Consider the following 23,211-nt stretch of genomic DNA (forward strand, 5'->3'; position numbering starts at 1 on the left):
GGTGGACAGGACCGCGCGGGCGTTCGCGCGCCCGACGCTGCGGGGGCTGGAGCCGACCAGGACGAACGAGCCCGCCCCCGTGAGCATCGAGATCAACAACGAGTCGAGCGTCCCCGTCGACGAGGCCGCCCTGCTGCGCCTCGCCGGCTACGCGCTCGACTCGCTCCACGTGCACCCCGACGCCGAGCTCGCGATCGTGCTGGTCGACGAGGGCGCGATGGAGCAGCTGCACGTGCAGTGGATGGACGAGCCGGGACCGACCGACGTGCTCAGCTTCCCGATGGACGAGCTGCGTCCCGGGACCGAGGACGAGCAGACCCCCGCGGGGCTCCTCGGTGACATCGTGCTCTGCCCGCAGGTCGCGCAGTCCCAGGCCGAGTCGGCCGGCCACTCCGTGCTCGACGAGCTGCAGCTGCTGACCGCCCACGGGCTCCTGCACCTGCTCGGCTTCGATCACGCCGAGCCGGAGGAGGAGCGCGAGATGTTCGGCATCCAGCGCGACATCCTGGTCGGCTTCCACATCAGCGAGCGACGCCGCTAGAGCGCGCAGTGCCCACTCTCCAGCTCCTCATCGCCGCCCTCGCGCTCGTCGCCGTCGGCGGCTGGTTCGCCGCGACCGACGCCGCACTCGGCGTCCTCTCGCGCAGCGACCTGCTCGACATGGCCCAGCACTCCCGCAGCGCCCGCGCTCTCCGCGCGATCGCGGGCGACATGAGCGCCCACGTCAACGTCGTCAACTTCTCGCGGATCGCGGCCGAGACGACGGCCGCGGTGTTCGTCACCACGGTGCTGGTCGTCGAGGTCCCGCAGCTCTGGCTCGCGCTCCTGCTGGCGGTCCTGATCATGGCGGCGGTCTCGTTCGTCCTGGTCGGCTCCAGCCCCCGCAGCGTCGGGCGCGCGAACGCCCGCGCGGTCCTGTCCACCAGCGCCTCGCTCGTGCACGTGCTCCGGCTCGCGCTGGGCCCGGTCGCGCACGGGCTCGTGGCCCTCGGCAACCGGGTGACGCCGGGGACCGGGCGCTCGGCGGGGTTCTCCTCCGAGGAGCAGCTGCTCAGCATGGTCGACGAGGCGACCGAGCAGGACGTGCTCGAGCAGGACGACCGCGAGCTGATCCACTCGATCTTCGAGTTCAACGACACCTTCGTCCGCGAGGTGATGGTGCCCCGCACCGACATGGTGACGATCGAGGCGACCTCCTCCGTCGGCGCCGGCATGGGGCTCCTGCTGAGCCGCGGCATCTCCCGGCTCCCCGTCATCGGCGACGGCGTCGACGACGTCCTCGGCGTGCTCTACCTGCGCGACGTGGCCCGGCACACCTACGAGCGGCCGGACGACGACGACACGGTCGCCGATCTCGCGCGCCCCGCGCTGTTCGTGCCCGAGTCGAAGAAGGCCGACGAGCTGCTCCGCCAGATGCAGCTCGAGTCCAACCACCTCGCGATGGTGGTCGACGAGTACGGCGGCATCGCGGGCCTGGTGACGCTGGAGGACCTCATCGAGGAGCTCGTCGGCGACATCTCCGACGAGTACGACCGCGAGGTCGACCTCTTCGAGGAGACGGCGCCCGGGGTCTACCGCGTCTCGGCGCGCCTGCCGGTGGACGAGCTCGGCGAGCTGTTCGAGCTCGACCTCGAGGACGACGACGTCGACTCGGTCGGCGGACTGCTGACCAAGGCCTACGGGCGCCTCCCCGAGCGCGGCGCGACGGCGCGGATCGGCGGAGTGCTGCTCGAGGCCGAGCAGGCGGACCCGCGCCGTGGGACCATCTCCACGGTGATCGTCCGCCGCGATCCCGATCTGGACACCGCCGGCGAGCCCGGCACCGGCCCCGTCGCGATCATCGCGGACGGCGGCACCACCACCCCCAGCCCGAGCACGGCTCCCACCCGCGGAGCCACGGGCGATCAGCACGAGGACGCACGATGACCGACACCACTCCCGCCGCCGCACCCTACCGGGCGGGCTTCGTGTCCTTCGTCGGCCGCCCGAACGTGGGCAAGTCGACGCTCACGAACGCCCTCGTCGGTGAGAAGATCGCCATCACGAGCTCGAAGCCCCAGACCACGCGGCGCGCTATCCGCGGCGTGGTGCACCGCACCGACGGCCAGCTGATCGTCGTCGACACCCCCGGCATCCACCGGCCGCGCACGCTCCTCGGAGAGCGGCTGAACTCGCTCGTCACCTCGACCCTCGGCGACGTCGACGTCATCGGGATGCTGTTCCCCGCGGACGAGCCGATCGGCCCGGGAGACCGCTTCATCAACGAGCAGCTCGACTCCTTCCCGCGCGCTCGGAAGGTCGCGATCGTCTCGAAGGTCGACCTCTCCTCGAAGAAGTCCGTGGCGAAGCAGCTGCTCGCCGTCTCGGAGCTGCGCGAGTGGGACACGATCGTGCCGATCTCGGCCGTGACCGAGGAGCAGCTGGACGTCCTGTCCGTCGAGCTCCTGCGCCTGATGCCGGTCTCGCCCGCCCTCTACCCGGAGGAGGCGGTGACCGACGAGGACCTGTCCTCGCGGATCGCCGAGTTCATCCGCGAGGCCGCCCTCGAGGGCGTGTCGGACGAGCTGCCGCACTCCCTCGCCGTGACGCTCGATGACATGGTCGAGCGCGAGGACGGCTCGCTGATCGACATCTACGCCAACGTCTTCGTGGAGCGCGACAGCCAGAAGGGCATCATCATCGGCAAGGGCGGCCAGCGCCTGCGCGAGGTGGGAGCCGTCTCCCGCGAGCAGATCGAGCGCCTGCTGGGCCGCCGCGTGTTCCTCTCCATCCGGGTGAAGGTCGCCAAGGAGTGGCAGCGCGACCCGAAGCTGCTGGGGCGCCTGGGCTTCTGACGCCGGAGGACGACGGCGGTCACCCTCCAGGACGACGCCCCCGGGCGCGCGGACCCGTAGCGTGATCCTCATGCGCGCCCTCCTCGACCGACCGGCGGCCCTGCCGATCGCCGGGGCGCTGCTCGCCGCCCTCCACCTGCTGCTCGGGCTCACCGGGGTCACTCCGACCGAGCGGATCGCCGGCGGCCTCGTGCTCGCGCTGGCCCTCGCGGTCGCGGGATTCCTGCCCGCGCTCGCCCCCTCGCTCGTCGCGGTCGGCGCGCTCGCCGACGGAGGCGTCCTGCTCGGCGGCGTCCCCGTCGACGGGGTGCTCGTCGGCCTGGTCGTCCTCTGGCAGACGACCCGCCGGGTGGGCCCCTGGACCCGTGCCCTGGCGCTCGCGGGCGGCCTGATCCTCGCCGGGATCGGCGGCGTCACCGTCGCGCTCGGCCTCTCCGGCCCGCTCGATCCGTCCGGGCTCCCGGCGCGCGTGGAGTTCGTGGTCCTCGCCCTGGTCGCCCTCGCGGTCGCCTCCGTGCTCGGTGCGGCGAAGGTCCTCGTGTACCTCAACGCGCTGCGGGCGCCGGTCCTCGCGGGCGATCGGATCGACGCGCTGCTGACCCGGGTCGCCGGTCCGCAGGACCCCTTCGCGGTGGGGGTCGCCGGTGGTCAGGCGCTGGTGCTCCTCCTCGTCGCCGGCCTCCCGTTCGCCGGGGTGGACGGCGCGATGCAGCTGCTGGTCGCGGGCGTGCTCGCGGTCGCGCTGGTGCTGCACCGGCGGTCCCCGGTCCTCGCCCTCTCGATCGCCTGGGCCGGCGCCGCCCTGCAGATGAGCGCGAGCCTCGCTCCCGGACCCGCGGATCTGGCCATCCTGGCCGTCCTCTTCGGCGCCGGCGCGTCGGAGTCGCGGCGGGTGCGGATCGCGGGCGCGGTGTCGGCCGTCCTCGGCGCTGTGGTCGCCGTCGTCTACCTCGTCCTCGTCTTCGACCTCGTCGCGAGCGCCTACGACGGCCTCCTGTCGGCCGGAGCCACCTTCGGCGGGATCCTCGCGACGCTCGGCCTCTCCTGGACCATCGGACTGCTCTCCCGGTCGGTCCGCCGGGCGCGTGAGGGCCAGACCCTGCGCGCGCAGGCCGAGCAGGAGCGCGCCCGGGCGCAGCGCGAGCTCGACACCGTGGAGGAGCGCAACCGGATCGCCCGCGACATGCACGACGTCGTCGCCCACTCCCTCGCCGTCGTGATCGCGCAGGCCGACGGCGCGCGCTACCTCGGCGCCACCAGCCCCGAGCAGACCGACACCGCGCTGCTCACCATCTCCTCCGTCGCCCGGGACGCCCTCGGCGACGTGCGCGTGCTCCTCGCCCAGCTGCGGCACTCGCAGAGCGACGGCCCGCAGCCCGGCGCGCGCGACCTGCCGGCCCTCCTCGACAGCGTGGGCGGAGCCGGAGCCCCCGTCCGCGCCGAGCTCTCCGTCGACCTGGAGGCGGTGCCGCGCGCCGTCGGTCTGGCCCTGTACCGCATCGCCCAGGAGGCGACCACGAACGCTCTCCGCCACGGCCGCCCGGGCTCGCCGCTCGACATCGCCCTGCGCCAGGACGGCGGCGAGCTCGCCCTGACCGTGCGCAACGCCCGGTGCGCCGACGTCGAGCGCGACTCCCTGCCGGGCGAGGGCCACGGCCTGGTCGGCATGCGCGAGCGCGCCGCGCTCGTCGGGGGAGTGCTCGCCGCCGGCCCGGTCGGGGACGACTTCGTCGTCGACGCGCGCCTGCCCTCCTCCCCGTCCCTCGCCCGCACCGCCCCACCCCTCGCCTCCGGAGGCAGCCCCGCATGACCGACACCATCCGCCTCGTCCTCGTCGATGACCAGGCCCTTTTCCGCGCCGGCATCCGCATGCTGCTCGGCTCGCAGCCCGATTTCGAGGTGGTCGGCGAGGCCTCCGACGGAGCGGAGGGCGCGGAGCTGGTCGCGCGGCTGGCCCCCGACGTCGTGCTGATGGACATCCGGATGCCGGGCGTCGACGGGATCGAGTCGACCCGGCGGATCCTCGCGGACGCGCAGGAGCGGCGGGTCCAGCCTCCGCGCATCCTCGTGCTGACGACCTTCGACCTCGACGAGGCGGCCGCGCGCGCCATCCGGGCGGGCGCGAGCGGCTTCCTCCTGAAGGACACGGAGCCCGGCTTCCTCCTCGCCTCCGTCCGCACCGTGCACGCGGGGACCGCCGTGGTCGCCGCCTCCGCGACCCGCGAGCTCTTCGAGCACTTCGGGGCGGCGGGCAGCGGACGCGAGACCCCGCCCGCCTTCGCGACCCTCACCGACCGCGAGCGCGAGATCTTCCACCTGGCCGCGCGGGGGATGAGCAACACCGAGATCGCGCGGGCCGAGTTCCTGAGCGAGGCGACGGTGAAGACGCACATCAGCCGCACCCTCGGCAAGCTCGGCCTGCGCGACCGCGTGCAGCTGGTGGTCTACGCCTACGAGAACGGCCTGGTCTCCTAGCGCGGGACGCCGGGGTGACGCGCCGCGGGGGCGGTGCTACCCTGACCGGGTGCGCTTCGGACAGCTCCTCCTTCTCCGCCGCGACGAGATCTGATCCTCAGGCCATCCTCGTCGCGGAGTCCGTCGTCGGCTGAACCATCCCTCGCCCGCGAGGTCGATCCGCATCCGGATCCCCGCGAGACCGCCCGACCGGCACCGCCCACCAGCGGATCCGCACGCGAGCGGGATCGGTCACGAGCGAGAACAGACACGTGCGCACCACTGCGCCGGGAGAGCACCTCATGCTGAACAACCAGAAGCCGTCGCCCATGCCGATCGGCAAGTACCGTCCCTTCCACGAGCTGATCGCCGTGGACCTGCCCGACCGCACCTGGCCGTCGAAGCGCATCACGACCGCGCCCCGCTGGTGCGCCGTGGACCTCCGCGACGGCAACCAGGCGCTCATCGACCCGATGAGCCCCGAGCGCAAGCGCATCATGTTCGATCTGCTGGTCCGGATGGGCTACAAGGAGATCGAGGTCGGGTTCCCGAGCGCGAGCCAGACCGACTTCGACTTCGTGCGCAGCCTCATCGAGGAGGGCGCGATCCCCGAGGACGTCACCATCCAGGTGCTGACCCAGGCCCGCGACCACCTGATCGAGCGCACCTACGAGTCGATCCGCGGCGCGCGCCAGGCGATCGTGCACCTCTACAACTCCACGAGCGTGCTGCAGCGCGAGGTCGTGTTCCGCAAGGACCGCCAGGGCATCATCGACATCGCGCTGGCCGGCGCCCGCAAGTGCCGCGAGATGGAGTCGACCGTCCCCGGCACGGCCGTCTACTACGAGTACTCGCCCGAGAGCTACACCGGCACCGAGCTCGACTTCGCCCGCGAGATCTGCGACCGGGTCGTCGAGGTCTTCGAGCCGACTCCCGAGCGCAAGGTCATCCTGAACCTGCCCGCCACCGTCGAGATGGCCACCCCGAACGTCTACGCCGACTCGATCGAGTGGATGAGCCGCAACCTCGCGCAGCGCGAGAACATCGTGCTGTCGCTGCACCCCCACAACGACCGCGGCACGGCCGTGGCGGCGGCCGAGCTGGGCTACCTGGCCGGTGCCGACCGGATCGAGGGCTGCCTCTTCGGCAACGGCGAGCGTACCGGCAACGTCGATCTGGTCGCGTTGGGCGTGAACCTGTTCACTCAGGGGATCGACCCGCAGATCGACTTCAGCGACATGGACGGCATCAAGCGCACCGCCGAGTACTGCAACCAGCTGCCCGTGCCCGAGCGCAGCCCCTGGGCGGGCGACCTGGTCTTCACCGCCTTCAGCGGCTCGCACCAGGACGCCATCAAGAAGGGCTTCGAGGCGATGCAGGCCGAGGCCGAGCGGACCGGCCGCAGCGTCGACGAGCTCACCTGGGCCGTGCCCTACCTGCCGGTGGACCCGAAGGACCTGGGCCGCTCCTACGAGGCGGTCATCCGCGTCAACTCGCAGTCCGGCAAGGGCGGAGTCGCGTACCTGCTGAAGACGGACCACGCGCTCGACCTGCCGCGCCGGCTGCAGATCGAGTTCTCGGGCGTCGTGCAGGCCAAGACCGACGCCGAGGGCGGCGAGGTCACGAGCGAGCAGATCTGGACGGTGTTCCAGGACGAGTACCTGCCCGCGCCCGCCGAGCGCGCCGACGAGAAGTGGGGCCGCTTCGAGCTGCTGCGCACGAACACGTCGAGCGATCTGGGCGGCAGCATCGCGCTGGACGCGGTCCTCCGGGTGGGCGACGAGCGCGTCTCGGCCAGCTCGCGGGGCAACGGCCCGATCAACGCCTTCGAGGCCGTGCTGGAGCAGCAGGGCGTCGAGGTCCGGGTCCTCGACTACGTCGAGCACGCGCTCAGCGCCGGCGGCGACGCGCTGGCCGCCTCGTACGTCGAGTGCACGGTGAACGGCCGCACCCTGTGGGGCGTGGGCGTGGACGCCGACATCTCGACCGCCTCCCTCAAGGCCATCGTCTCGGCCGTCAACCGCGCCCTGCGCGAGGAGGTCCCGGTCCGCGAGCTGGCCGGCGCCTCCGCCTGATCGGGCCCGATCCCCGCCGGGGGAGCCGTGACGCGTCGCGCCTCCCCCGGCGTTCCCGTGCGCGGACCGCGCGGGACTCCGCTCCCTGCGTCCGGGTCGGCCGCCGCTAGGTCCGGCGGCGCCAGCGCAGGCGCGGCACCCCGCTGAGCGCGCGCTGCTCGGGCAGGCTCCAGCCGTAGCGGACCGCGAGCAGGCGGATGACCGTGGTCACGCCCACCGCGAGCGGCGCGGCGAAGTCGATCGTCACTCCGAAGCGCAGCGCGAGGACCAGGACGCCCGTGCCCACCGAGGCGGCGACCGCGTAGAGCGAGCCGACGTGCATCAGCGCGATCGGCCGGTTCAGCAGGATGTCGCGGACGACGGATCCGCCGACGGCCGAGACGGTGCCGACGAACACGGCCGGCACCTCCGGCACGCCGAGCGACAGGGCCTTCGTGGTGCCGATCGCGCCGAAGAGCCCGAGGGTCAGCGCGTCGAGGGCGGTGATCGTCCCGTCGACCCGGTTCAGCAGGTGCTGGAGCAGCATCCCGAGCAGGGAGGCGGTCACCGCGACGATCAGGTACGCGTCGGTGTGCAGGGCCACCAGGGGCGTCTGGAGCAGCAGATCGCGGAGCACGCCGCCGCCGAGGCCGGTGGCCGTGCCGATGATCGTGACGCCGAGCAGGTCGATCCGGCGGTCGCGGAACTCGCCCGCGAACATCGCGCCCTGGAGGCAGCCGATGGCGATCGCGAGCAGGTCGGCCCAGGCCGGGATCTCGAAGAGGGAGGCTGCCACCCGGACATCGTTCCACGGCGCGGGCCCTGCTCCGGCCGGGCTGCCAGCCGGGTGTCGGGGGTCGGGGGGATAATCGGTGGATGCCCACCTATCGCGACGAAGCCGTGGTGCTCCGCACGCACAAGCTGGGCGAGGCCGACCGCATCGTGACGCTGCTCTCGCGCAGCCACGGCAAGATCCGCGCGGTGGCGAAGGGCGTGCGCAAGACCGGCTCCAAGTTCGGCTCGCGGCTCGAGCCGTTCATGGTCGCCGACCTCCAGCTCTACGAGGGCCGGAGCCTCGACATCGTCACGCAGGCCGAGTCGCTCGGCGCCTACGGTGCGCTGATCGCCGCCGACTACGACAGCTACACGGCCGCGAGCGCGATGGTCGAGACGGCGGACCGCCTCACCGACGCGGACGCCTCCCTGCAGCAGTACCTGCTGCTCGTCGGGGCCCTGCGATCGCTCTCGAAGCACGAGCACGAGCCGGTGCTGACGCTCGACTCCTACCTCCTGCGGGCGCTCTCGATCGCGGGCTGGGCGCCCAGCTTCGAGGACTGCGCGCGCTGCGGCGCCCCCGGGCCCCACGGCGCGGTCGTGGTGCAGCTCGGAGGCGTCGTCTGCGCCGACTGCACGCCGCCCGGAGCACCGCGGGTCGCTCCGGAGGTCGTGGTCCTGCTGGGTGCGCTGCTCACGGGAGACTGGGCCCACGCCGAGACCACCGAGCCGACCACGCGGTCGCGGGCGAGCGGAGTGGTCGCCGCCTACACGCAGTTCCACCTCGAACGCGGTCTGAGATCCCTGGAGCACGTCACCCGATGAAGCCCTTCACCCACAAGGACGCCGAGCCGTACCGCCCCCTCGACTGGACCGGGATCCATCCGCCCGCGATCCCGCGGAAGGCCGTTCCGGGGCACGTCGCCATCGTGATGGACGGCAACGGCCGCTGGGCGAACTCCCGCGGCCTGACGCGGATCGAGGGGCACAAGCGCGGCGAGACGGCGCTGCTGGACGTCGTGGCCGGAGCGATCCAGATCGGCGTGAAGCACCTCAGCGTCTACGCGTTCTCGACCGAGAACTGGAAGCGCTCGCCCGAGGAGGTGCGCTTCCTGATGGGCTTCAACCGCGACGTGCTGCACCGCCGCCGCGATCAGCTCAACGAGTGGGGCGTGCGCATCCGCTGGGCCGGCCGGAAGCCGCGCCTGTGGGCGTCGGTGATCAACGAGCTGCAGTTCGCCGAGCGGATGACCGCGGACAACGACGTGCTCACCCTCACCATGTGCGTCAACTACGGCGGGCGCACCGAGATCGCCGACGCGGTGCAGCGGCTCGCCGCCGAGGTCCAGGCAGGGCGGCTCAAGCCCTCCGGCATCTCCGAGAAGACGATCGCCCGGGCGCTCTACGTGCCCGAGATGCCGGACGTCGACCTCTTCGTGCGCTCCTCCGGCGAGCAGCGCACCAGCAACTTCCTGCTCTGGCAGAGCGCCTACGCCGAGATGGTGTTCCTCGACCGGCTCTGGCCGGACTTCACGCGGACCGACCTCTGGGACGCGATCGAGCACTACTCCGGCCGCTCCCGCCGCTTCGGCGGCGCGGTCGACGTGCCGGGGGCCACCTCGTGATCCGGGCCGGGATCGTCGGCTTCGGGCTCGCCGGCAGCGTCTTCCACGGTCCGTTCCTCGCGGCCGACCCGGCGTTCGAGGTCGTCGCCGTCTCCACCCGCGACGCCGGTCGGAGGGCCGCGGCCTCCGCCGCGCATCCGGAGGCCCGGATCGTGCCCGACCTCGACGCGGTGCTCGCCGAGCGGCCGGAGCTGGTCGTGCTCGCCTCGCCGCCGTCGGTGCACCGGGAGCAGGCCGTCCGGGTGCTCGAGGCCGGTGTCGCCGTCGTGATCGACAAGCCCTTCGCACCGAGCACGGCCGACGCGGACGCGATCATCGCCGCCTCCGAGCGGAGCGGTGCGCCCGTCTTCGTCTTCCAGAACCGGCGCTGGGACGCCGATCTGCTCACGCTCCGCCGCCTCCTGGTCGAAGGCGTCCTCGGCGAGGTCCTCCGCTTCGAGTCGACCTTCGAGCGCTGGAGCGCGCCGAAGACGGGCCGGTGGCAGAGCGAGACGGGCTCGGCCGCGGGCGGCGGGATCCTCTTCGATCTCGGCAGCCACCTGGTCGACCAGGCGCTGCTGCTGTTCGGCCCGGCGGTCGTCACGGCGGCCGAGACCCGGACCATCCACGAGGGCTCGGCGAGCGAGGACGATGCGTTCGTCTCGCTCCTGCATCACAGCGGCGTCCGCTCCCACCTCACCATGAGCCGCGTCGCCCGGGCGACAGGCCCCCGCTTCCGCGTGCTCGGCACCCGCGCCGCCTTCAGCGTCGACGGTCTCGATCCGCAGGAGACCGCGCTCCGCACCGGCGGCGCCCGACCGGACGACGACGGCTTCGGCGAGGTCGCGCCGGAGGGATGGGGCGTCCTCGTCGACGACTCCGGCGCGCATGCCGTGCCGAGCGAGCGGGGACGCTACGCCGCGTTCCTCGAGCAGGTCGCGCGGTCGCTCCAGGAGGGCGCTCCCTCGCCGGTCGACGTGCGCGAGGCCCGCGAGGTCGTCGCCGTGCTCGAGCAGGCGCACGCTCTCGCCGCCCGCTGACCGGGCCCGCCGCCGACGCGCCCGGTCGCTCCCCGGTCTTGGCGATCCGGCTCCCGAGCGTCATCCTCGAGAGGTGAGCACCGCACTGCCGAACTCCGCCGACCTGCGCGCGCGCTTCGCCGGTGCCCGCGGCTACCACAACGCCTGCACCCTCGGCCTGCCGCCGCGGGAGACCGTCGAGGCGCTGCGGGCGGACCTCGACGGCTGGTCGTCCGGGGAGAGCACGGCCGCCGCCTACGGCGCTGTCGCCGAGCGCGCGCGTGCCTCGTTCGCCGCGATCGCCGGCGTCCCGGTCGACCGTGTCGCGATCGGCTCGCAGACCTCCGCCATGGCTGCCGTGCTCGCCGCCTCGCTGCCCGACGGGGCCCGCGTGCTCTGCGTGGACGGCGACTTCTCCTCCATCGTGTTCCCCTTCCTCGCCCAGGCGCACCGCGGAGTGACCGTGCGCTCCGTCGCGCTCGAGGCGCTGGCCGACTCCGTCGAGGACGGGGACGACCTCGTCGTCTTCTCCGCCGTGCAGTCCAGCAGCGGAGCGCTCGCCGATCTCGACGCCGTCCTCGAGGCGGCCGCGCGCCACGGAGTGCGGACCGCGTGCGACCTCACGCAGGCGGCCGGCGTCCTGCCGGTCGACGCCTCCCGCTTCGACGCGACCCTCACCCACGCCTACAAGTGGCTGTGCTCGCCGCGCGGAGTGGCGTTCCTCACCGTCTCGCCCGCCTACGCGGCCGAGCTCGTCCCCGTGCAGGCGGGCTGGTACTCGGGGGAGGACGTGTGGTCGTCCTGCTACGGTCCGGCCATGCACCTGGCCGAGAACGCCCGCCGCTTCGACGTCTCGCCGGCCTGGCAGGCGTTCGCCGGCGCCGAGGCGTCGCTCGCTCTGTTCCGCTCGCTCGACCTCGACGCGGTCTGGGCGCACGCCTCCGGCCTCGGCGACCTGCTGTGCGAGCGGCTGGACCGGGAGCCTCAGCACCGGGCGCTCGTGTCCTGGCCGGACGAGGGGGGAGCGGACCTGGAGCTGCTGCAGGCCGCGGGTCTGCGCGTCTCGGGCCGCGGCGGCCGGCTCCGCATCGCCTTCCACCTCTGGAACGACGAGTCCGACGTGGACGAGCTTGTCCGCGTGCTGCGGGAATAGCGGGGCGCCCCCTCCGTTGTCCTGGGGGTGAGTGCCGAGCCGAGCCCCCTGTCCGTCGACGTCTGGTCCGACATCGCCTGCCCCTGGTGCTACATCGGGAAGCGCCGGTTCGAGCGCGGTCTCGAGGCCTTCCGCGCCGCGCACCCCGAGGCTCCGGAGGTCGTCGTGGAGTACCGCAGCTTCGAGCTCTCGCCGGACACGCCGGAGGACTACCGCGGGGGAGAGGCGGCGTTCCTCGCCGAGCACAAGGGGATCCCGGAGGCGCAGGCGCAGCAGATGCTCGACTCCGTCACGGCGATCGCGGCGGGCGTCGGCCTCGACTACCACTTCGAGTCGGTGCGCCACGTCAAGACGGTCACCGCCCACCAGGCGCTCCACCACGCCAAGGAGAACGGACTGCAGCTCGAGCTCGTCGAGCGTCTCCTGAGCGCGTACTTCGTCGAGGGCCGCGATCTGGCCGATCCGGAGGTGCTCGCCTCGCTCGCCGGCGAGGTCGGGCTCGACCCGGCGGAGACGCGCCGCGCTCTCGAGGACCGGCGCTACCTCGGGCGGGTGCAGTCCGACATCGCCCAGGCCCGCGAGTACGGGATCTCGGGGGTGCCGTTCTTCGTCCTCGACGGGCGCTTCGGCGTCTCCGGCGCCCAGGAGCCGGCGGCGTTCACCGAGGTCCTCGAGCACGTGCTGGAGCAGCGGGCGGCCGTCGCGTGAGCGGGCCGTTCGAGATGCTCGGCGACTCCGGCGGGCCGCTGTGCGAGGACGGCGTCTGCGCCGTGCCTCAGGCCGCGGAAGCGCAGGCCGAGGTGCCGCCGATCAGCGCGGAGGCTCCTCCACGGTGATGTCGGCCACGGTCGCGCCGTAGGCGGCCACGAGGGCGTCCGCGTCGACGAAGGCGCTGCGCCCGTCGGCGCCGGCTCCCATCGCCACGCGGCGGCCGAGGATCCGCTCGTCGGCGTAGACCGGCCAGGCCGTCGTGGAGCCGATCGGGGTGATGGTGCCGCGCCGGTAGCCGGTCGCCTCGAGGGCGGCCGTCTCGTCCGGGAGGCGGAGCTTGTTCACTCCGACCACCGCGCGCAGCTTCGGCCACGCGATCTGCCGCCCGCCGGGGACGAGGGCGAACAGGTAGCCGCCGTCGTGGCGCTTCACTACGAGCGACTTCACGATGTCGCCGGGCTCGATGCCCAGCAGCGCGGCCGCCTCGTGCAGGCTGCCGGCAGCGGGCCTCTCCACGATCTCGACCGCAAGGCCGCGGGCGGACGCGTCCGCCTCCAGCCGCTGCGAACCGTCCTCCACAGGTGTGCTCCCGTTCATCTCTCCACCTCTCCGCTCGTCACTCCGCCTTCCCCAACACAGGATCTGGGAGAATCGATACCGATGTCCTCCACTCTCACGGCCGCCCCGCCCGCGCGCACCGCGCCGGCGCTCCGGATCGGCCCCCTCGAACTCGACGCGCCGGTGGTGCTCGCCCCCATGGCGGGCATCACCAACACGGCGTTCCGCCGCCTCTGCCGCGAGTTCGGCAACGGCCTCTACGTGAGCGAGATGATCACCTCCCGCGCGCTCGTCGAGCGCACGCCGGAGTCGATGCGCCTCATCCGCCACCACCCCAGCGAGTCGGTGCGCTCGATCCAGCTCTACGGAGTGGACCCGGTCACCGTCGCCGAGGCGGTCACCATGCTCGTCGCCGAGGACCGGGCCGACCACATCGACCTCAACTTCGGCTGCCCCGTGCCCAAGGTCACCCGGAAGGGCGGGGGAGCGGCCCTGCCGTGGAAGCTCCCGCTGTTCCGGCAGATCGTCGAGGGCGCCGTGAAGGCCGCCGGCGACGTCCCGCTCACCGTCAAGATGCGCAAGGGCATCGACCCGGACCACCTCACCTACCTCGAGGCCGCCCGTGCCGCCGAGGGCGCCGGGGTCGCGTCGATCGCGCTGCACGCGCGCACCGCCTCCGAGTTCTACAGCGGGCACGCCGACTGGTCGGCGATCGCCACGCTCAAGGAGACGGTCACGAGCGTGCCCGTGCTGGGCAACGGCGACATCTGGTCGGCCGAGGACGCGCTGCGGATGATGGCCGAGACGGGCTGCGACGGAGTCGTCGTCGGTCGCGGCTGCCTCGGGCGCCCCTGGCTCTTCGGCGACCTCGCCGCCGCGTTCGCCGGCTCCGACGAGCGGTTCCGCCCTTCGCTCGGACAGGTCGCCGAGGCGTTCCGCCGCCACGCGGAGCTGCTCGTCGACTTCTTCGAGAGCGAGGAGCGCGGCTGCCGCGACATCCGCAAGCACGTCGCCTGGTACTTCAAGGGCTACGCCGTCGGCGGCGACCTCCGCGCTCGCCTGGCCACCGTCGAGTCGCTCGCGCAGCTCGACGAGCTCCTGGCGACGCTCGACTGGACGCAGCCCTATCCGGGCGAGGCGGCCGAGGGGCAGCGGGGCCGCGCCGGCTCGCCCAAGGTCCCCTCCCTCCCGGACCGCTGGCTCGAGTCCCGCGAGCTCGACGCCGGGCAGCGCGACGCGGTCTCGGCCGCCGAGATCCACAACAGCGGTGGATGACCGCGCGCTCTGGGGGTACTCGCTCGTCGACACCGAGCGATTCCTGCCGGAGGACCACTCGACCCGCCGCTCCGACTTCGCCCGCGACCGCGCCCGGCTCTTCCACTCCAGCGCGCTCCGCCGCCTGGCCGCGAAGACCCAGGTGCTCAGCCCCACGGCGGGCGTCGACTTCGCGCGCAACCGCCTGACCCACTCGCTCGAGGTGGCGCAGATCGGCCGGGAGCTCGCCACGAGCCTCGACCTCGACCCCGACGTCGTCGACACGGCCTGCCTCGCGCACGACATCGGGCATCCGCCGTTCGGGCACAACGGCGAGCGCGCGCTCAACACCTGGGCCGAGGGGATCGGCGGCTTCGAGGGCAACGCGCAGACCTTCCGGCTGCTCACGCGGCTCGAGCCGAAGGTGTTCGGCGACGACGCCCGCCCCTACGGGCTGAACCTCACCCGCGCCAGCATCGACGCGAGCTGCAAGTACCCCTGGCCCGACACGCGCTCGGTCGCCGACCCGTCGGGGCGCGCCAAGTTCGGCTTCTACGCCGACGACGCCCCCGCGTTCGCCTGGATGCGCGAGGGCGCCCCCGAGGGGGTGCGCTGCATCGAGGCCGAGGTGATGGACCTCTCGGACGACATCGCCTACTCCGTGCACGACTTCGAGGACGCGGTGGTCTCCGGCTACATCGACGTCGAAGCACTCGGCTCCCGCGCCGACCACGAGGACCTCGTGCAGTCGATGCACTCCTGGGTCGGCGGGGAGGTCGGACACGACGAGCTCGTCGCCGCCTTCGACCGTCTCGACTCGCTCGACGTGTGGGTCTCCTCCTGGGACGGCTCCCGCCGCGACCAGGCCCGGCTCAAGAACCTCACCAGCCAGCTCATCGGCCGCTTCGCCGCCGCCGCCACCGAGGCCACCCGCGAGGCGTACCAGCACCCCGACCTCGTCCGCTTCGGCGGCCACGTCGTCGTCCCCCGCGAGCAGCAGGCCGAGATCGCCGTGCTCAAGGGGATCGTCGCGACGTTCGTGATGTCGCGGAACACCCGCCAGCCCATCTACGCCCAGCAGCGCGAAGTCCTCACCCGCCTCGCCGACACCCTCCTCGACCGCGGCCCGGGATCCCTCGAGCCCGGCTTCGCCGAGGACTGGCACGCCGCCCCCGACGACGACGCCCGCCGCCGCGTCGTCGTCGACCAGGTCGCCAACCTCACCGACCAGAGCGCCCTCGCCTGGTTCGAGAGGCTGTGCTGATGCGCTGAGCCGGGCGGCGCCCGGCTCAGCTGTGCCGCCGGTCCCTGCCCGGCGTCACCGCGGTCGGCTTGCCGAGGTGGTGCGTTCCAGGGAGCGGGGTGCGTCCGCCTAGGGCGATCCGCTGTTACGCGGATCGGCCGTTCGGCTGTGCTCGATCCCACGCCGGTCCTCGCCCGGCGTGGCGCGGTCGGCTTGGCGACGTGGTGCGGTTCGTGGAGCGGGGTGCGTCCGCCTAGGGCGATCCGCTGGCACGCGGATCGGCCGTTCGGCGGTGCCGGTGGCACGCCGGTCTCTGCCCGGCTCGGCGCGGTCGGCGGTGCTCGATTCCACGCCGGTCCCTGCCCGGCGTGGCGCGGTCGGCTTCGCGGGGTGGTGCGTTCCAGGGAGCGGGGTGCGTCCGCCTAGGGCGATCCGCTGGCACGCGGATCGGCCGTTCGGCGGTGCCGGTGCACGCCGGTCACCGCCAGGCGTCACCGCGGTCGGCTTGTCGGGGTGGTGCGTTTCGTAATGCGGGGTGCGTCCGCCTAGGGCGATCCGCTGGGACGCGGATCGGCCGTTCAGCGGTGCCGGTGCACGCCGGTCACCGCCAGGCGTCACCGCGGTCGGCTTGTCGGGGTGGTGGGTTCCAGGGAGCCGGGTGCGTCGTCTGAGGCGATGTGCTGGTGTGCGGGTCGGCCGGTCGGCTCGGAGGGCGGGGAGGGCACCGCGCCGCGAGGCGCGGAGGGGCGCGGGGCGGCGGGTACGGTGAGGGCGTGGGAGCGGAGCGGACACGGCAGCGGATCCTCGAGGCGGCGACGGAGGAGTTCGCGGCGCACGGGCTGGCGGGAGCGCGGGTCGACCGCATCGCGGCACGGTCGGGGATGAGCAAGCCGATGCTGTACTCGCACCGGCCGACGGCGCGCGAGGCCGTCGCCGCTGTCGTCCGAGTCAGTGCGGAGGGGTACTCCGCGCCCGGCACTCCTGCCGGCTGCTTCGTGCTGAGCGAGCCGCGGCTCGAGGCCCGTCACCGCGAGATGGAGGCGCTCGTCGCTGCACGAGTCGAGCGCGGGATCGAGGAGGGCGACGTGCCGCCGGAGACGGACGCCGGATCCGTCGCCGCCTTCGTCGTCGCCGTGCTCAGCGGGATGTCGACGCAGGCTCGCGATGGAGCACCGGCGGACCGCATCGCGGTCATCGGCGAGCTCGCACTCGGCGCGCTGCCGGCGGCCACGGGCGTGCGAGCCGCAGGGCGCACGCCGGGAGCTCCCGGATGAGGCCGCGTCGGCCCCGTCTCGGCCTCCTCGCCCTGGTCGTCGCGGGGCTGCTGCTGGTCCAGCCCGCCGCGGCCTCGGCGGCTCCGCTGCTCCCTCCCGCGAACGGCGTCCTCGACTACCAGCTGGGAGGCGCCTACGCTCCGGCGTCGAGCGTCACCATCGTCGACCGCGACCGCACGGACGCGCCCGCCGCCGGCCGCTACAGCATCTGCTACGTGAACGCCTTCCAGACCCAGCCGGGCGAGAGCGCCGCCTTCGCGAAGCGGCACCCCGAGCTCCTGGTGAGGCGAGCGGACGGGAAGCCCCTCGCCGATCCGGGCTGGCCGGACGAGTACCTCTTCGACGTCTCGACCTCCGCGAAGCGGACCGCTCTGCTCGCGATCGTCGGCGCCTGGATCGACGGATGCGCCGAGCACTGCTTCGACGCCGTCGAGGCCGACAATCTGGACAGCTACACCCGCTCGGGCGGGAGGCTGACGAAGTCGCAGGCGCTGGCGTTCGCCACCCTCCTGACGGCGCGCGCTCACCGCTCCGGCCTGGCGATCGGCCAGAAGAACGGAGCCGACCTCGCCGCTGCCGGGAAGAGGACGGTCGGCTTCGACTTCGCCGTCGTCGAGGAGTGCCAGGTCTACGACGAGTGCGCGGCGTACACGGACGTCTACGGGCGCCAGGTCTACGAGATCGAGTACACCGACAACGGCCGGTCCGCCTACTTCGAGGCCTGCGCCGCGCAGGGCCAGAGCATCTCGGTCACCCTCCGCGACCGCGACGTCGTCCCCCGTGGCGCACCGGGCTACGTGAACCGGCACTGCTGACGCCGGGCGGACGCTACCGCAGGGCTCCCAGCACGACGGCCGCGGCGCGGGCGACCAGCGCGTCGTCGTAGTCCGCCTCGGTGTCGTTGCGCGCCGAGAGGATCGACAGCACGACCGCGTCCCGCCCGGGAGGCGTCACCACGGCGACGTCGTTGCGGATCCCGCCGGCGCCCCCGGACTTGTCCGCGACGCTCCAGCCGGCCGGAGCGCCCGCCCGGACGAGAGTGTCGCCGGTCGCGTTGCCGCTCATCCAGTCGAGCAGGAGCGCCCGGTCCTCCGCGGACAGCACGTCACCTGTGGCGACCGCGGCGAGGTCCGCCGTGAACGCGGCCGGGGTGGTGGTGTCCTCGGTGCTGCCGGGCTCGATCGTGTTCAGCGCGGGCTCCTCGTTCACCACCTCGGTGGTGGTGTCGCCGAGAGCCTCGAGTCCACGGTCGAGGGCGGAGGGTCCGCCGAGGCGCCGGAGCACGAGGTTCAGCGCTGTGTTGTCGCTCCGGCGGACGGCCGCCTCGGCGAGCTGCGACAGCGGCAGGCCGGTGGCGGTGGTCTCCTCCGTGACGGGGGAGTAGCCCGCCGCCTCGACGTCGGCGACGGTCCAGGTGACCACCTCGTCCCGCTCGGCGGCGGGGACGGTGCGCAGGAACTCCGCCGCGGCGAGGGCTTTGAGGCTCGAGGCGAAGCCGAAGCGCTCGTCGGCCCGGTGATCGACCCGGCGACCCGAGCCGGTGTCGACGGCGCTGACGCCGATCCGGGCGTCGAACTCGTTCTCGAGCGCGGCCAGCTCGGCGGAGACGTCGATCGGAGGAGGGGTGGCGGAGGAGGCCGACGACGGCACGGAGGCGGACGACGGCGGCGCGACCGGGGTGTCCGCCGTGGTGGTGCACCCTGCGAGGGCCAGGAGGAGGGCGGAACCCGCGAGTGCGCGGAGGGTCCGCGACGACCCGTTCGAACGGTTCACAGCGCGGAGTAGACGACGGAGAAGGCGACGGCGGCCGCCGCGGTGACGCCGAGCGCCGCGAGCGAGACGAGTGCCCGCGGCCTCCTCCGCACGACGGCCAGGACGAGGAAGCCCGCGCCCAGGACGATCTGGAGCCACCAGTACACCGGACTCGTGGTGTCGGCGACCGCGCCCAGCGCCCAGACGCCCTCGCCGATCAGCACGCCCGAGAGCGGCGCGACGGCCAGGACGCAACACGTCCTCGAGCCGTGGAGAGTGAGCGCGGCGGCGGCGCCCAGGATCGGCCCGGCGGGGACGGCGAGCAGCCAGAAGACGTCCGTGAAGGGAGGCGAGTAGCCGAAGCCGCGCGCCGCCGTCACCAGGTCGTAGCCCTCGAGCAGCGCCCAGAAGCTCAGCAGGCCGAGCGCGGCCCCCGCTGCCGGTCGGGCGCCGCCGAGGCGCACGAGCGCGAACACGAGCATGGACCAGCCCCCGGAGGAGTTGGCGAACGAGCTCACCGACGGCGGAAGGAAGCCCTGCAGCAGGCTGGTGAGCCCGCCCAGGACGAGACCGCCGAGCAGGGCGACGAGCAGAGCACGCAGGAGAGGCGGGCGGGAGGCGGCAGGGGGCATGGGTCGATTCTCGGAGACGGCGGGCCGGTGCGGATCAGGGATGACCCTGATCTCGGGGTGCGGGTGGATCACAGGTCTCGGGGTGATCCGCGCCGCCCTGGTGCAGTTCTCCCCACCCCGGCTCGGCGGCCCCGGCGGCCGATACGATGGACCCCATGCCTCGGATCCGACAGTCAGATGTCGAGGAGGTCAAGGCGCGGGTGAACATCGGCGACGTGATCGGCGAGTACGTCACGCTGAAGTCGGCCGGCATCGGCTCGCTGAAGGGCCTCTGCCCCTTCCACGACGAGCGCAGCCCCAGCTTCCACGTCCGCCCGCAGGCCGGCTTCTACCACTGCTTCGGCTGCCAGGAGTCGGGCGACGTCTACAGCTTCGTCATGAAGATGGACCACAGCTCGTTCAGCGAGACCGTCGAGCGCCTCGCCGGGCGGATCGGCTTCCCGCTGCAGTACGAGGACGGCGACGGCCGCGCGCCCGAGACCGGCGGGCGAGCGCGCCTCCTCGCCGCGAACGACGCCGCGGAGGAGTACTTCCGCGAGCAGCTCGCGACCCCGGGCGCCGACGTCGGTCGGCGCTTCCTCGGCGAGCGGGGCTTCGACCGCGCCGCCGCCGACCGCTTCGGCGTCGGCTTCGCACCCGACGGCTGGGACGGGCTCACGACCGCGCTCAAGCGCCGCGGCTTCTCGGAGGAGGAGCTGACCACGGCCGGCATGGTCAGCAGCAACAACCGCGGCGGCGTCTACGACCGCTTCCGCGGCCGCCTCGTCTGGCCGATCCGCGACGTGACCGGCCAGACCGTCGGCTTCGGCGCCCGCCGCCTCCTCGAGGAGGACAAGGGCCCCAAGTACCTCAACACCCCCGAGACGCCCGTCTACCACAAGTCCCAGGTGCTCTACGGGCTCGACCTCGCCAAGCGGGACATCTCCCGCGGGCACCGGGTGGTCGTCGTCGAGGGCTACACGGACGTCATGGCCTGCCACCTCGCCGGCGTCACCACCGCGGTCGCCACCTGCGGCACCTCCTTCGGCGTCGACCACATCAAGGTGCTGCGCCGGGTGCTGGGCGACGACAGCGGCGTCGGCGAGGTCGTCTTCACCTTCGACCCCGACGCGGCGGGCCAGAAGGCGGCGATGCGCGCGTTCCAGGAGGAGCACCGCTTCGCCGCGCAGACCTTCGTCGCCGTCGCGCCCGAGGGCCTGGACCCCTGCGACCTCCGCCTGAACCGCGGAGACGACGCCGTCCGCCGCCTCATCGACGACAAGAAGCCGATGTTCGAGTTCGTTATCAGGCAGCTGCTGGACCGCTACGACCTCGAGACGGTCGAGGGCCGGATCGCGGCCCTGCGCGCGGCCGCCCCGGTCGTCGCTGAGATCCGCGACCCGGCGCTGCGGCCCGGCTACTCCCGCGAGCTCGCCCGGATGCTCGGCCTGGACATGGCCGAGGTCAACTCCGCCGTGCGTTCCGCCGGATCCCGGCCCCGCTCCTCCGGACCCGAGGGCCGCGACCAGCAGGGCGGGCGGGGCGGCGGCGAATCGTCCGCGGCCGAGGCGCCCCTCGGCGCGAGCATCGCCGACCTCCCCGTCGACGTCGTCACGCGCATCGAGCGCGAGGCGCTGATGGCGATGCTCCAGCTGCCCCAGGCGATGGGTCCGGAGCTCCTGGCCCGGGCGGCGCACGCGGCGGTCACCAACGAGACCCTCCGCGTGGTCCGCGACGCCGTGGTCGCGAACCTCGAGCGGGCGGAGGACCGCGACTGGGTCGAGCACGTCGCCGACGACGTCCCCGGCCCCTTCGCCTCGCTGGTGCGCCAGCTCGCGGTGGCGCCGATCCCGGCCGCCGACGAGGAGGGGCTCGCCCGCTACTCCCGCGACGTGGCGATCTCACTCATCGAGCGCGACCTGCTCCGCGAGATCGCCGAGCTGCGCGGGGCGCTCCAGCGCGCGTCCGCCGATCCGGTGATGGCGCGCGCGGTGCAGGTGCGACTGGTCGAGCTCGAGCGCGAGAAGCGGGCGCTGCGCTCGGAGTGAGCGTGTTGCGGTCGTGTGAAGAAATCGGCCGCACGCCTGTGCCGGTTCGGAGAGCGCTTCCAACTGTGTTACCTATGAGGAACAGCAATGCGGGCGTCCAGTGTCGTGACGCCACAGCCCACAGGAGATCTGTGTGCCGAGAGTCCGCGCGCCCGGAGCGCGCCCGCATCCCATCCTTGACAGGAAGAGGCAGACGGAGATGAATTCCGCATCCACTCGCGGCACCCGTGCACTGGCCGCCGCCGCAGGCTTCGCCGCGGTCGCGCTAGTGCTGACGGGCTGCGCCGCCGGCGGGAACGACTCGTCCGGCGGCAGCGCCGGAGGGGCCCTGACCATCGGCACCACCGACAAGATCACGACGCTCGACCCCGCGGGCTCCTACGACAACGGCTCGTTCGCCGTGATGAACCAGGTGTTCCCGTTCCTGATGAACACCCCCTACGGCAGCCCGGACGTCGAGCCCGACATCGCCGAGTCGGCGGAGTTCACCGCTCCCACGGAGTACACCGTGAAGCTGAAGGAGGGACTGAAGTGGGCCAACGGCCACGACCTCACCTCCTCCGACGTGAAGTTCTCCTTCGACCGCCAGGTCGGCATCGCGGCCGAGAACGGCCCCTCCTCGCTCCTGGCGAACCTCGACAGCGTCGCGGCTCCGGACGACACGACCGTGGTCTTCACGCTGAAGTCCGAGAACGACCAGACCTTCCCGCAGATCCTCTCGAGCCCCGCCGGCCCGATCGTGGACGAGGAGGTCTTCTCGGCCGACGAGCTGACCGCGGACGCCGACATCGTCTCGGGCGACGCCTTCGCCGGCCAGTACACGATCGCGAACTACGACGTGAACAACCTCATCCAGTACAAGGCCTACCCGGACTACCAGGGCGTTCTCGGCGAGGCGAAGACGGACACCGTCAACGTCAAGTACTACGCGGACTCGTCCAACCTCAAGCTGGACATCCAGGAGGGGAACATTGACGTCGCGTTCCGCAGCCTCTCGGCGACGGACATCGACGACCTCCGCGGCAACGACACGGTCAAGGTCGTGGACGGCCCCGGCGGCGAGATCCGCTACATCGTCTTCAACTTCGACACCCAGCCCTTCGGCGCGACGACCGGTGAGGCCGACAGCGCCAAGGCCCTTGCCGTGCGCCAGGCCGTCGCCGACCTGATCGACCGCGACGAGATCGCCGACCAGGTCTACAAGGGCACCTACACCCCCCTCTACTCCTACGTCCCCGCCGGCCTGACCGGCGCGGTCGAGCCGCTCAAGTCGCTCTACGGCGACGGCAACGGCGCGCCCGACGCCGACAAGGCGAAGGCGACCCTCGAGGCCGCCGGCGTCACCGCTCCGGTCACCCTGAACCTGCAGTACTCGAACGACCACTACGGTCCGTCCTCGGGCGACGAGTACGCGCTGATCAAGGACCAGCTGGAGTCGACCGGCCTCTTCACCGTGAACCTGCAGACCACGGAGTGGGTGCAGTACTCGAAGGACCGCTCGAGCGACGTCTACCCGGCGTACCAGCTCGGCTGGTTCCCCGACTACTCCGACGCCGACAACTACCTCTCGCCGTTCTTCATCAAGGAGAACTTCCTCGCGAACCACTTCGACGACGCCGAGGTGCAGAGCCTGATCGCGCAGCAGGTCTCGACCACTGACGCCGACGCGCGCACCGCGCTGATCGAGCAGATCCAGGAGAAGGTCGCGGCGCAGCTCTCGACCGTCCCCTACCTGCAGGGCTCGCAGGTCGCGGTCGTCGGCAGCACCGTGAGCGGAGCCGAGGACACCCTCGACGCCTCGTTCAAGTTCCGCTACGCGGCACTCAGCAAGGGCTGATCCACCCCCTCGCGGCCGGCGCCTCCCCGAC

At 72.7% G+C, this 23,211-nt stretch carries 21 protein-coding genes; 17 read left to right on the top strand and 4 right to left on the bottom strand.

Annotated elements, in window-relative coordinates; translation table 11 throughout:
• Positions 1–79: 79 nt before the first annotated feature.
• The 6 genes from ybeY to leuA all read left to right on the top strand — a co-directional run bounded on the left by ybeY (position 80) and on the right by leuA (position 7,363).
• Positions 80–541 (top strand): rRNA maturation RNase YbeY, encoded by a 462-nt coding sequence (gene ybeY / locus C5C37_RS11035; RefSeq protein ID WP_104223424.1) that lies wholly within the window; start codon positions 80–82, stop codon positions 539–541.
• A gap of 8 nt (positions 542–549) precedes the next feature.
• The gene (locus tag C5C37_RS11040) at positions 550–1,926 is read left to right on the top strand and encodes a hemolysin family protein (RefSeq protein ID WP_104223425.1); all 1,377 of its coding nucleotides are present in this window, start codon (positions 550–552) and stop codon (positions 1,924–1,926) included.
• Entirely contained in the window at positions 1,923–2,834 is a 912-nt protein-coding gene (gene era / locus C5C37_RS11045) for a GTPase Era (RefSeq protein ID WP_104338942.1), read from the top strand. Before C5C37_RS11040 ends, era begins: the two co-directional genes overlap by 4 nt.
• 70 nt (positions 2,835–2,904) lie before the next feature.
• Positions 2,905–4,644 (top strand): sensor histidine kinase, encoded by a 1,740-nt coding sequence (locus C5C37_RS11050; RefSeq protein WP_146085218.1) that lies wholly within the window; start codon positions 2,905–2,907, stop codon positions 4,642–4,644.
• Positions 4,641–5,309, top strand: coding sequence for a response regulator transcription factor (locus C5C37_RS11055; RefSeq protein WP_104338944.1), 669 nt, complete (start codon positions 4,641–4,643; stop codon positions 5,307–5,309). Before C5C37_RS11050 ends, C5C37_RS11055 begins: the two co-directional genes overlap by 4 nt.
• Positions 5,310–5,590: 281 nt before the next feature.
• A complete protein-coding gene (gene leuA / locus C5C37_RS11060) occupies positions 5,591–7,363 on the top strand; it encodes a 2-isopropylmalate synthase (RefSeq protein ID WP_104238221.1) in 1,773 nt (590 codons plus the stop codon).
• A gap of 106 nt (positions 7,364–7,469) precedes the next feature.
• Here the strand turns inward: leuA and C5C37_RS11065 are convergent, their stop codons facing one another.
• A complete protein-coding gene (locus tag C5C37_RS11065; protein WP_104223430.1) occupies positions 7,470–8,138 on the bottom strand; it encodes a trimeric intracellular cation channel family protein in 669 nt (222 codons plus the stop codon).
• 80 nt (positions 8,139–8,218) lie between these two features.
• Here C5C37_RS11065 and recO point away from each other — a divergent pair, with 80 nt between their 5' ends.
• The 5 genes from recO (at position 8,219) to C5C37_RS11090 (ending at position 12,600) form a co-directional block, all read left to right on the top strand.
• The gene (gene recO, locus C5C37_RS11070; protein WP_104223431.1) at positions 8,219–8,941 is read left to right on the top strand and encodes a DNA repair protein RecO; all 723 of its coding nucleotides are present in this window, start codon (positions 8,219–8,221) and stop codon (positions 8,939–8,941) included.
• Positions 8,938–9,741: an isoprenyl transferase gene (locus C5C37_RS11075; RefSeq protein WP_104338945.1), complete on the top strand. Its 804-nt coding sequence runs from the start codon at positions 8,938–8,940 to the stop codon at positions 9,739–9,741. Before recO ends, C5C37_RS11075 begins: the two co-directional genes overlap by 4 nt.
• Entirely contained in the window at positions 9,738–10,760 is a 1,023-nt protein-coding gene (locus tag C5C37_RS11080) for a Gfo/Idh/MocA family oxidoreductase (protein ID WP_104338946.1), read from the top strand. Before C5C37_RS11075 ends, C5C37_RS11080 begins: the two co-directional genes overlap by 4 nt.
• Before the next feature lie 73 nt (positions 10,761–10,833).
• On the top strand, positions 10,834–11,892 hold the full coding sequence (locus tag C5C37_RS11085; RefSeq protein ID WP_104283503.1) for an aminotransferase class V-fold PLP-dependent enzyme: 1,059 nt from the start codon (positions 10,834–10,836) through the stop codon (positions 11,890–11,892).
• A gap of 27 nt (positions 11,893–11,919) precedes the next feature.
• Positions 11,920–12,600, top strand: a complete 681-nt coding sequence (locus C5C37_RS11090; RefSeq protein ID WP_104226692.1) for a DsbA family protein — start codon at positions 11,920–11,922, stop codon at positions 12,598–12,600.
• Positions 12,601–12,702: 102 nt separating this feature from the next.
• Here the strand turns inward: C5C37_RS11090 and C5C37_RS11095 are convergent, their stop codons facing one another.
• Positions 12,703–13,200: an aminoacyl-tRNA deacylase gene (locus tag C5C37_RS11095; protein ID WP_104223436.1), complete on the bottom strand. Its 498-nt coding sequence runs from the start codon at positions 13,198–13,200 to the stop codon at positions 12,703–12,705.
• Positions 13,201–13,263: 63 nt separating this feature from the next.
• Between C5C37_RS11095 and dusB the strand changes: the two genes are divergently transcribed.
• The 4 genes from dusB (at position 13,264) to C5C37_RS11115 (ending at position 17,747) form a co-directional block, all read left to right on the top strand.
• Complete coding sequence (gene dusB, locus C5C37_RS11100; RefSeq protein WP_104223437.1) at positions 13,264–14,436, top strand: tRNA dihydrouridine synthase DusB; 1,173 nt, start codon at positions 13,264–13,266, stop codon at positions 14,434–14,436.
• The gene (locus C5C37_RS11105; RefSeq protein WP_104260976.1) at positions 14,429–15,679 is read left to right on the top strand and encodes a deoxyguanosinetriphosphate triphosphohydrolase; all 1,251 of its coding nucleotides are present in this window, start codon (positions 14,429–14,431) and stop codon (positions 15,677–15,679) included. The genes dusB and C5C37_RS11105 overlap by 8 nt, the downstream gene beginning before the upstream one ends.
• Before the next feature lie 752 nt (positions 15,680–16,431).
• The gene (locus C5C37_RS17915; protein WP_181027184.1) at positions 16,432–16,932 is read left to right on the top strand and encodes a TetR family transcriptional regulator; all 501 of its coding nucleotides are present in this window, start codon (positions 16,432–16,434) and stop codon (positions 16,930–16,932) included.
• A complete protein-coding gene (locus tag C5C37_RS11115) occupies positions 16,929–17,747 on the top strand; it encodes an endo alpha-1,4 polygalactosaminidase (protein ID WP_104338948.1) in 819 nt (272 codons plus the stop codon). Before C5C37_RS17915 ends, C5C37_RS11115 begins: the two co-directional genes overlap by 4 nt.
• 13 nt (positions 17,748–17,760) lie before the next feature.
• Here the strand turns inward: C5C37_RS11115 and bla are convergent, their stop codons facing one another.
• Positions 17,761–18,705 carry a class A beta-lactamase gene (bla, locus tag C5C37_RS11120; RefSeq protein WP_104338949.1) on the bottom strand — a complete coding sequence of 315 codons (945 nt, stop codon included), beginning with the start codon at positions 18,703–18,705 and terminating at the stop codon, positions 17,761–17,763.
• Positions 18,702–19,316 carry a DUF6518 family protein gene (locus C5C37_RS11125; protein WP_104338950.1) on the bottom strand — a complete coding sequence of 205 codons (615 nt, stop codon included), beginning with the start codon at positions 19,314–19,316 and terminating at the stop codon, positions 18,702–18,704. Before C5C37_RS11125 ends, bla begins: the two co-directional genes overlap by 4 nt.
• Positions 19,317–19,471: 155 nt before the next feature.
• On the opposite strand from C5C37_RS11125, the gene dnaG reads away from it, so the two are divergent.
• Both dnaG and C5C37_RS11135 read left to right on the top strand, forming a co-directional pair.
• The gene (gene dnaG / locus C5C37_RS11130) at positions 19,472–21,343 is read left to right on the top strand and encodes a DNA primase (RefSeq protein ID WP_104338951.1); all 1,872 of its coding nucleotides are present in this window, start codon (positions 19,472–19,474) and stop codon (positions 21,341–21,343) included.
• Between the two features lie 199 nt (positions 21,344–21,542).
• Positions 21,543–23,180, top strand: a complete 1,638-nt coding sequence (locus tag C5C37_RS11135) for an ABC transporter substrate-binding protein (protein ID WP_104223443.1) — start codon at positions 21,543–21,545, stop codon at positions 23,178–23,180.
• Positions 23,181–23,211: the final 31 nt, after the last annotated feature.

It is taken from the genome of Rathayibacter sp. AY1F9 (genome assembly GCF_002932155.1).
Taxonomy (GTDB): domain Bacteria; phylum Actinomycetota; class Actinomycetes; order Actinomycetales; family Microbacteriaceae; genus Rathayibacter.

Excerpts from the sequence above, each read along its gene's own strand:
- era (WP_104338942.1), top strand. The coding sequence starts at position 1,923 with ATGACCGACACCACTCCCGCCGCCGCACCCTACCGGGCGGGCTTCGTG.
- C5C37_RS11050 (WP_146085218.1), top strand. The coding sequence starts at position 2,905 with ATGCGCGCCCTCCTCGACCGACCGGCGGCCCTGCCGATCGCCGGGGCG.
- C5C37_RS11055 (WP_104338944.1), top strand. The coding sequence starts at position 4,641 with ATGACCGACACCATCCGCCTCGTCCTCGTCGATGACCAGGCCCTTTTC.
- leuA (WP_104238221.1), top strand. The coding sequence starts at position 5,591 with ATGCTGAACAACCAGAAGCCGTCGCCCATGCCGATCGGCAAGTACCGT.
- recO (WP_104223431.1), top strand. The coding sequence starts at position 8,219 with ATGCCCACCTATCGCGACGAAGCCGTGGTGCTCCGCACGCACAAGCTG.
- C5C37_RS11075 (WP_104338945.1), top strand. The coding sequence starts at position 8,938 with ATGAAGCCCTTCACCCACAAGGACGCCGAGCCGTACCGCCCCCTCGAC.
- C5C37_RS11095 (WP_104223436.1), bottom strand. The coding sequence starts at position 13,200 with ATGAACGGGAGCACACCTGTGGAGGACGGTTCGCAGCGGCTGGAGGCG.
- dusB (WP_104223437.1), top strand. The coding sequence starts at position 13,264 with ATGTCCTCCACTCTCACGGCCGCCCCGCCCGCGCGCACCGCGCCGGCG.
- C5C37_RS11115 (WP_104338948.1), top strand. The coding sequence starts at position 16,929 with ATGAGGCCGCGTCGGCCCCGTCTCGGCCTCCTCGCCCTGGTCGTCGCG.
- C5C37_RS11125 (WP_104338950.1), bottom strand. The coding sequence starts at position 19,316 with ATGCCCCCTGCCGCCTCCCGCCCGCCTCTCCTGCGTGCTCTGCTCGTC.
- dnaG (WP_104338951.1), top strand. The coding sequence starts at position 19,472 with ATGCCTCGGATCCGACAGTCAGATGTCGAGGAGGTCAAGGCGCGGGTG.
- C5C37_RS11135 (WP_104223443.1), top strand. The coding sequence starts at position 21,543 with ATGAATTCCGCATCCACTCGCGGCACCCGTGCACTGGCCGCCGCCGCA.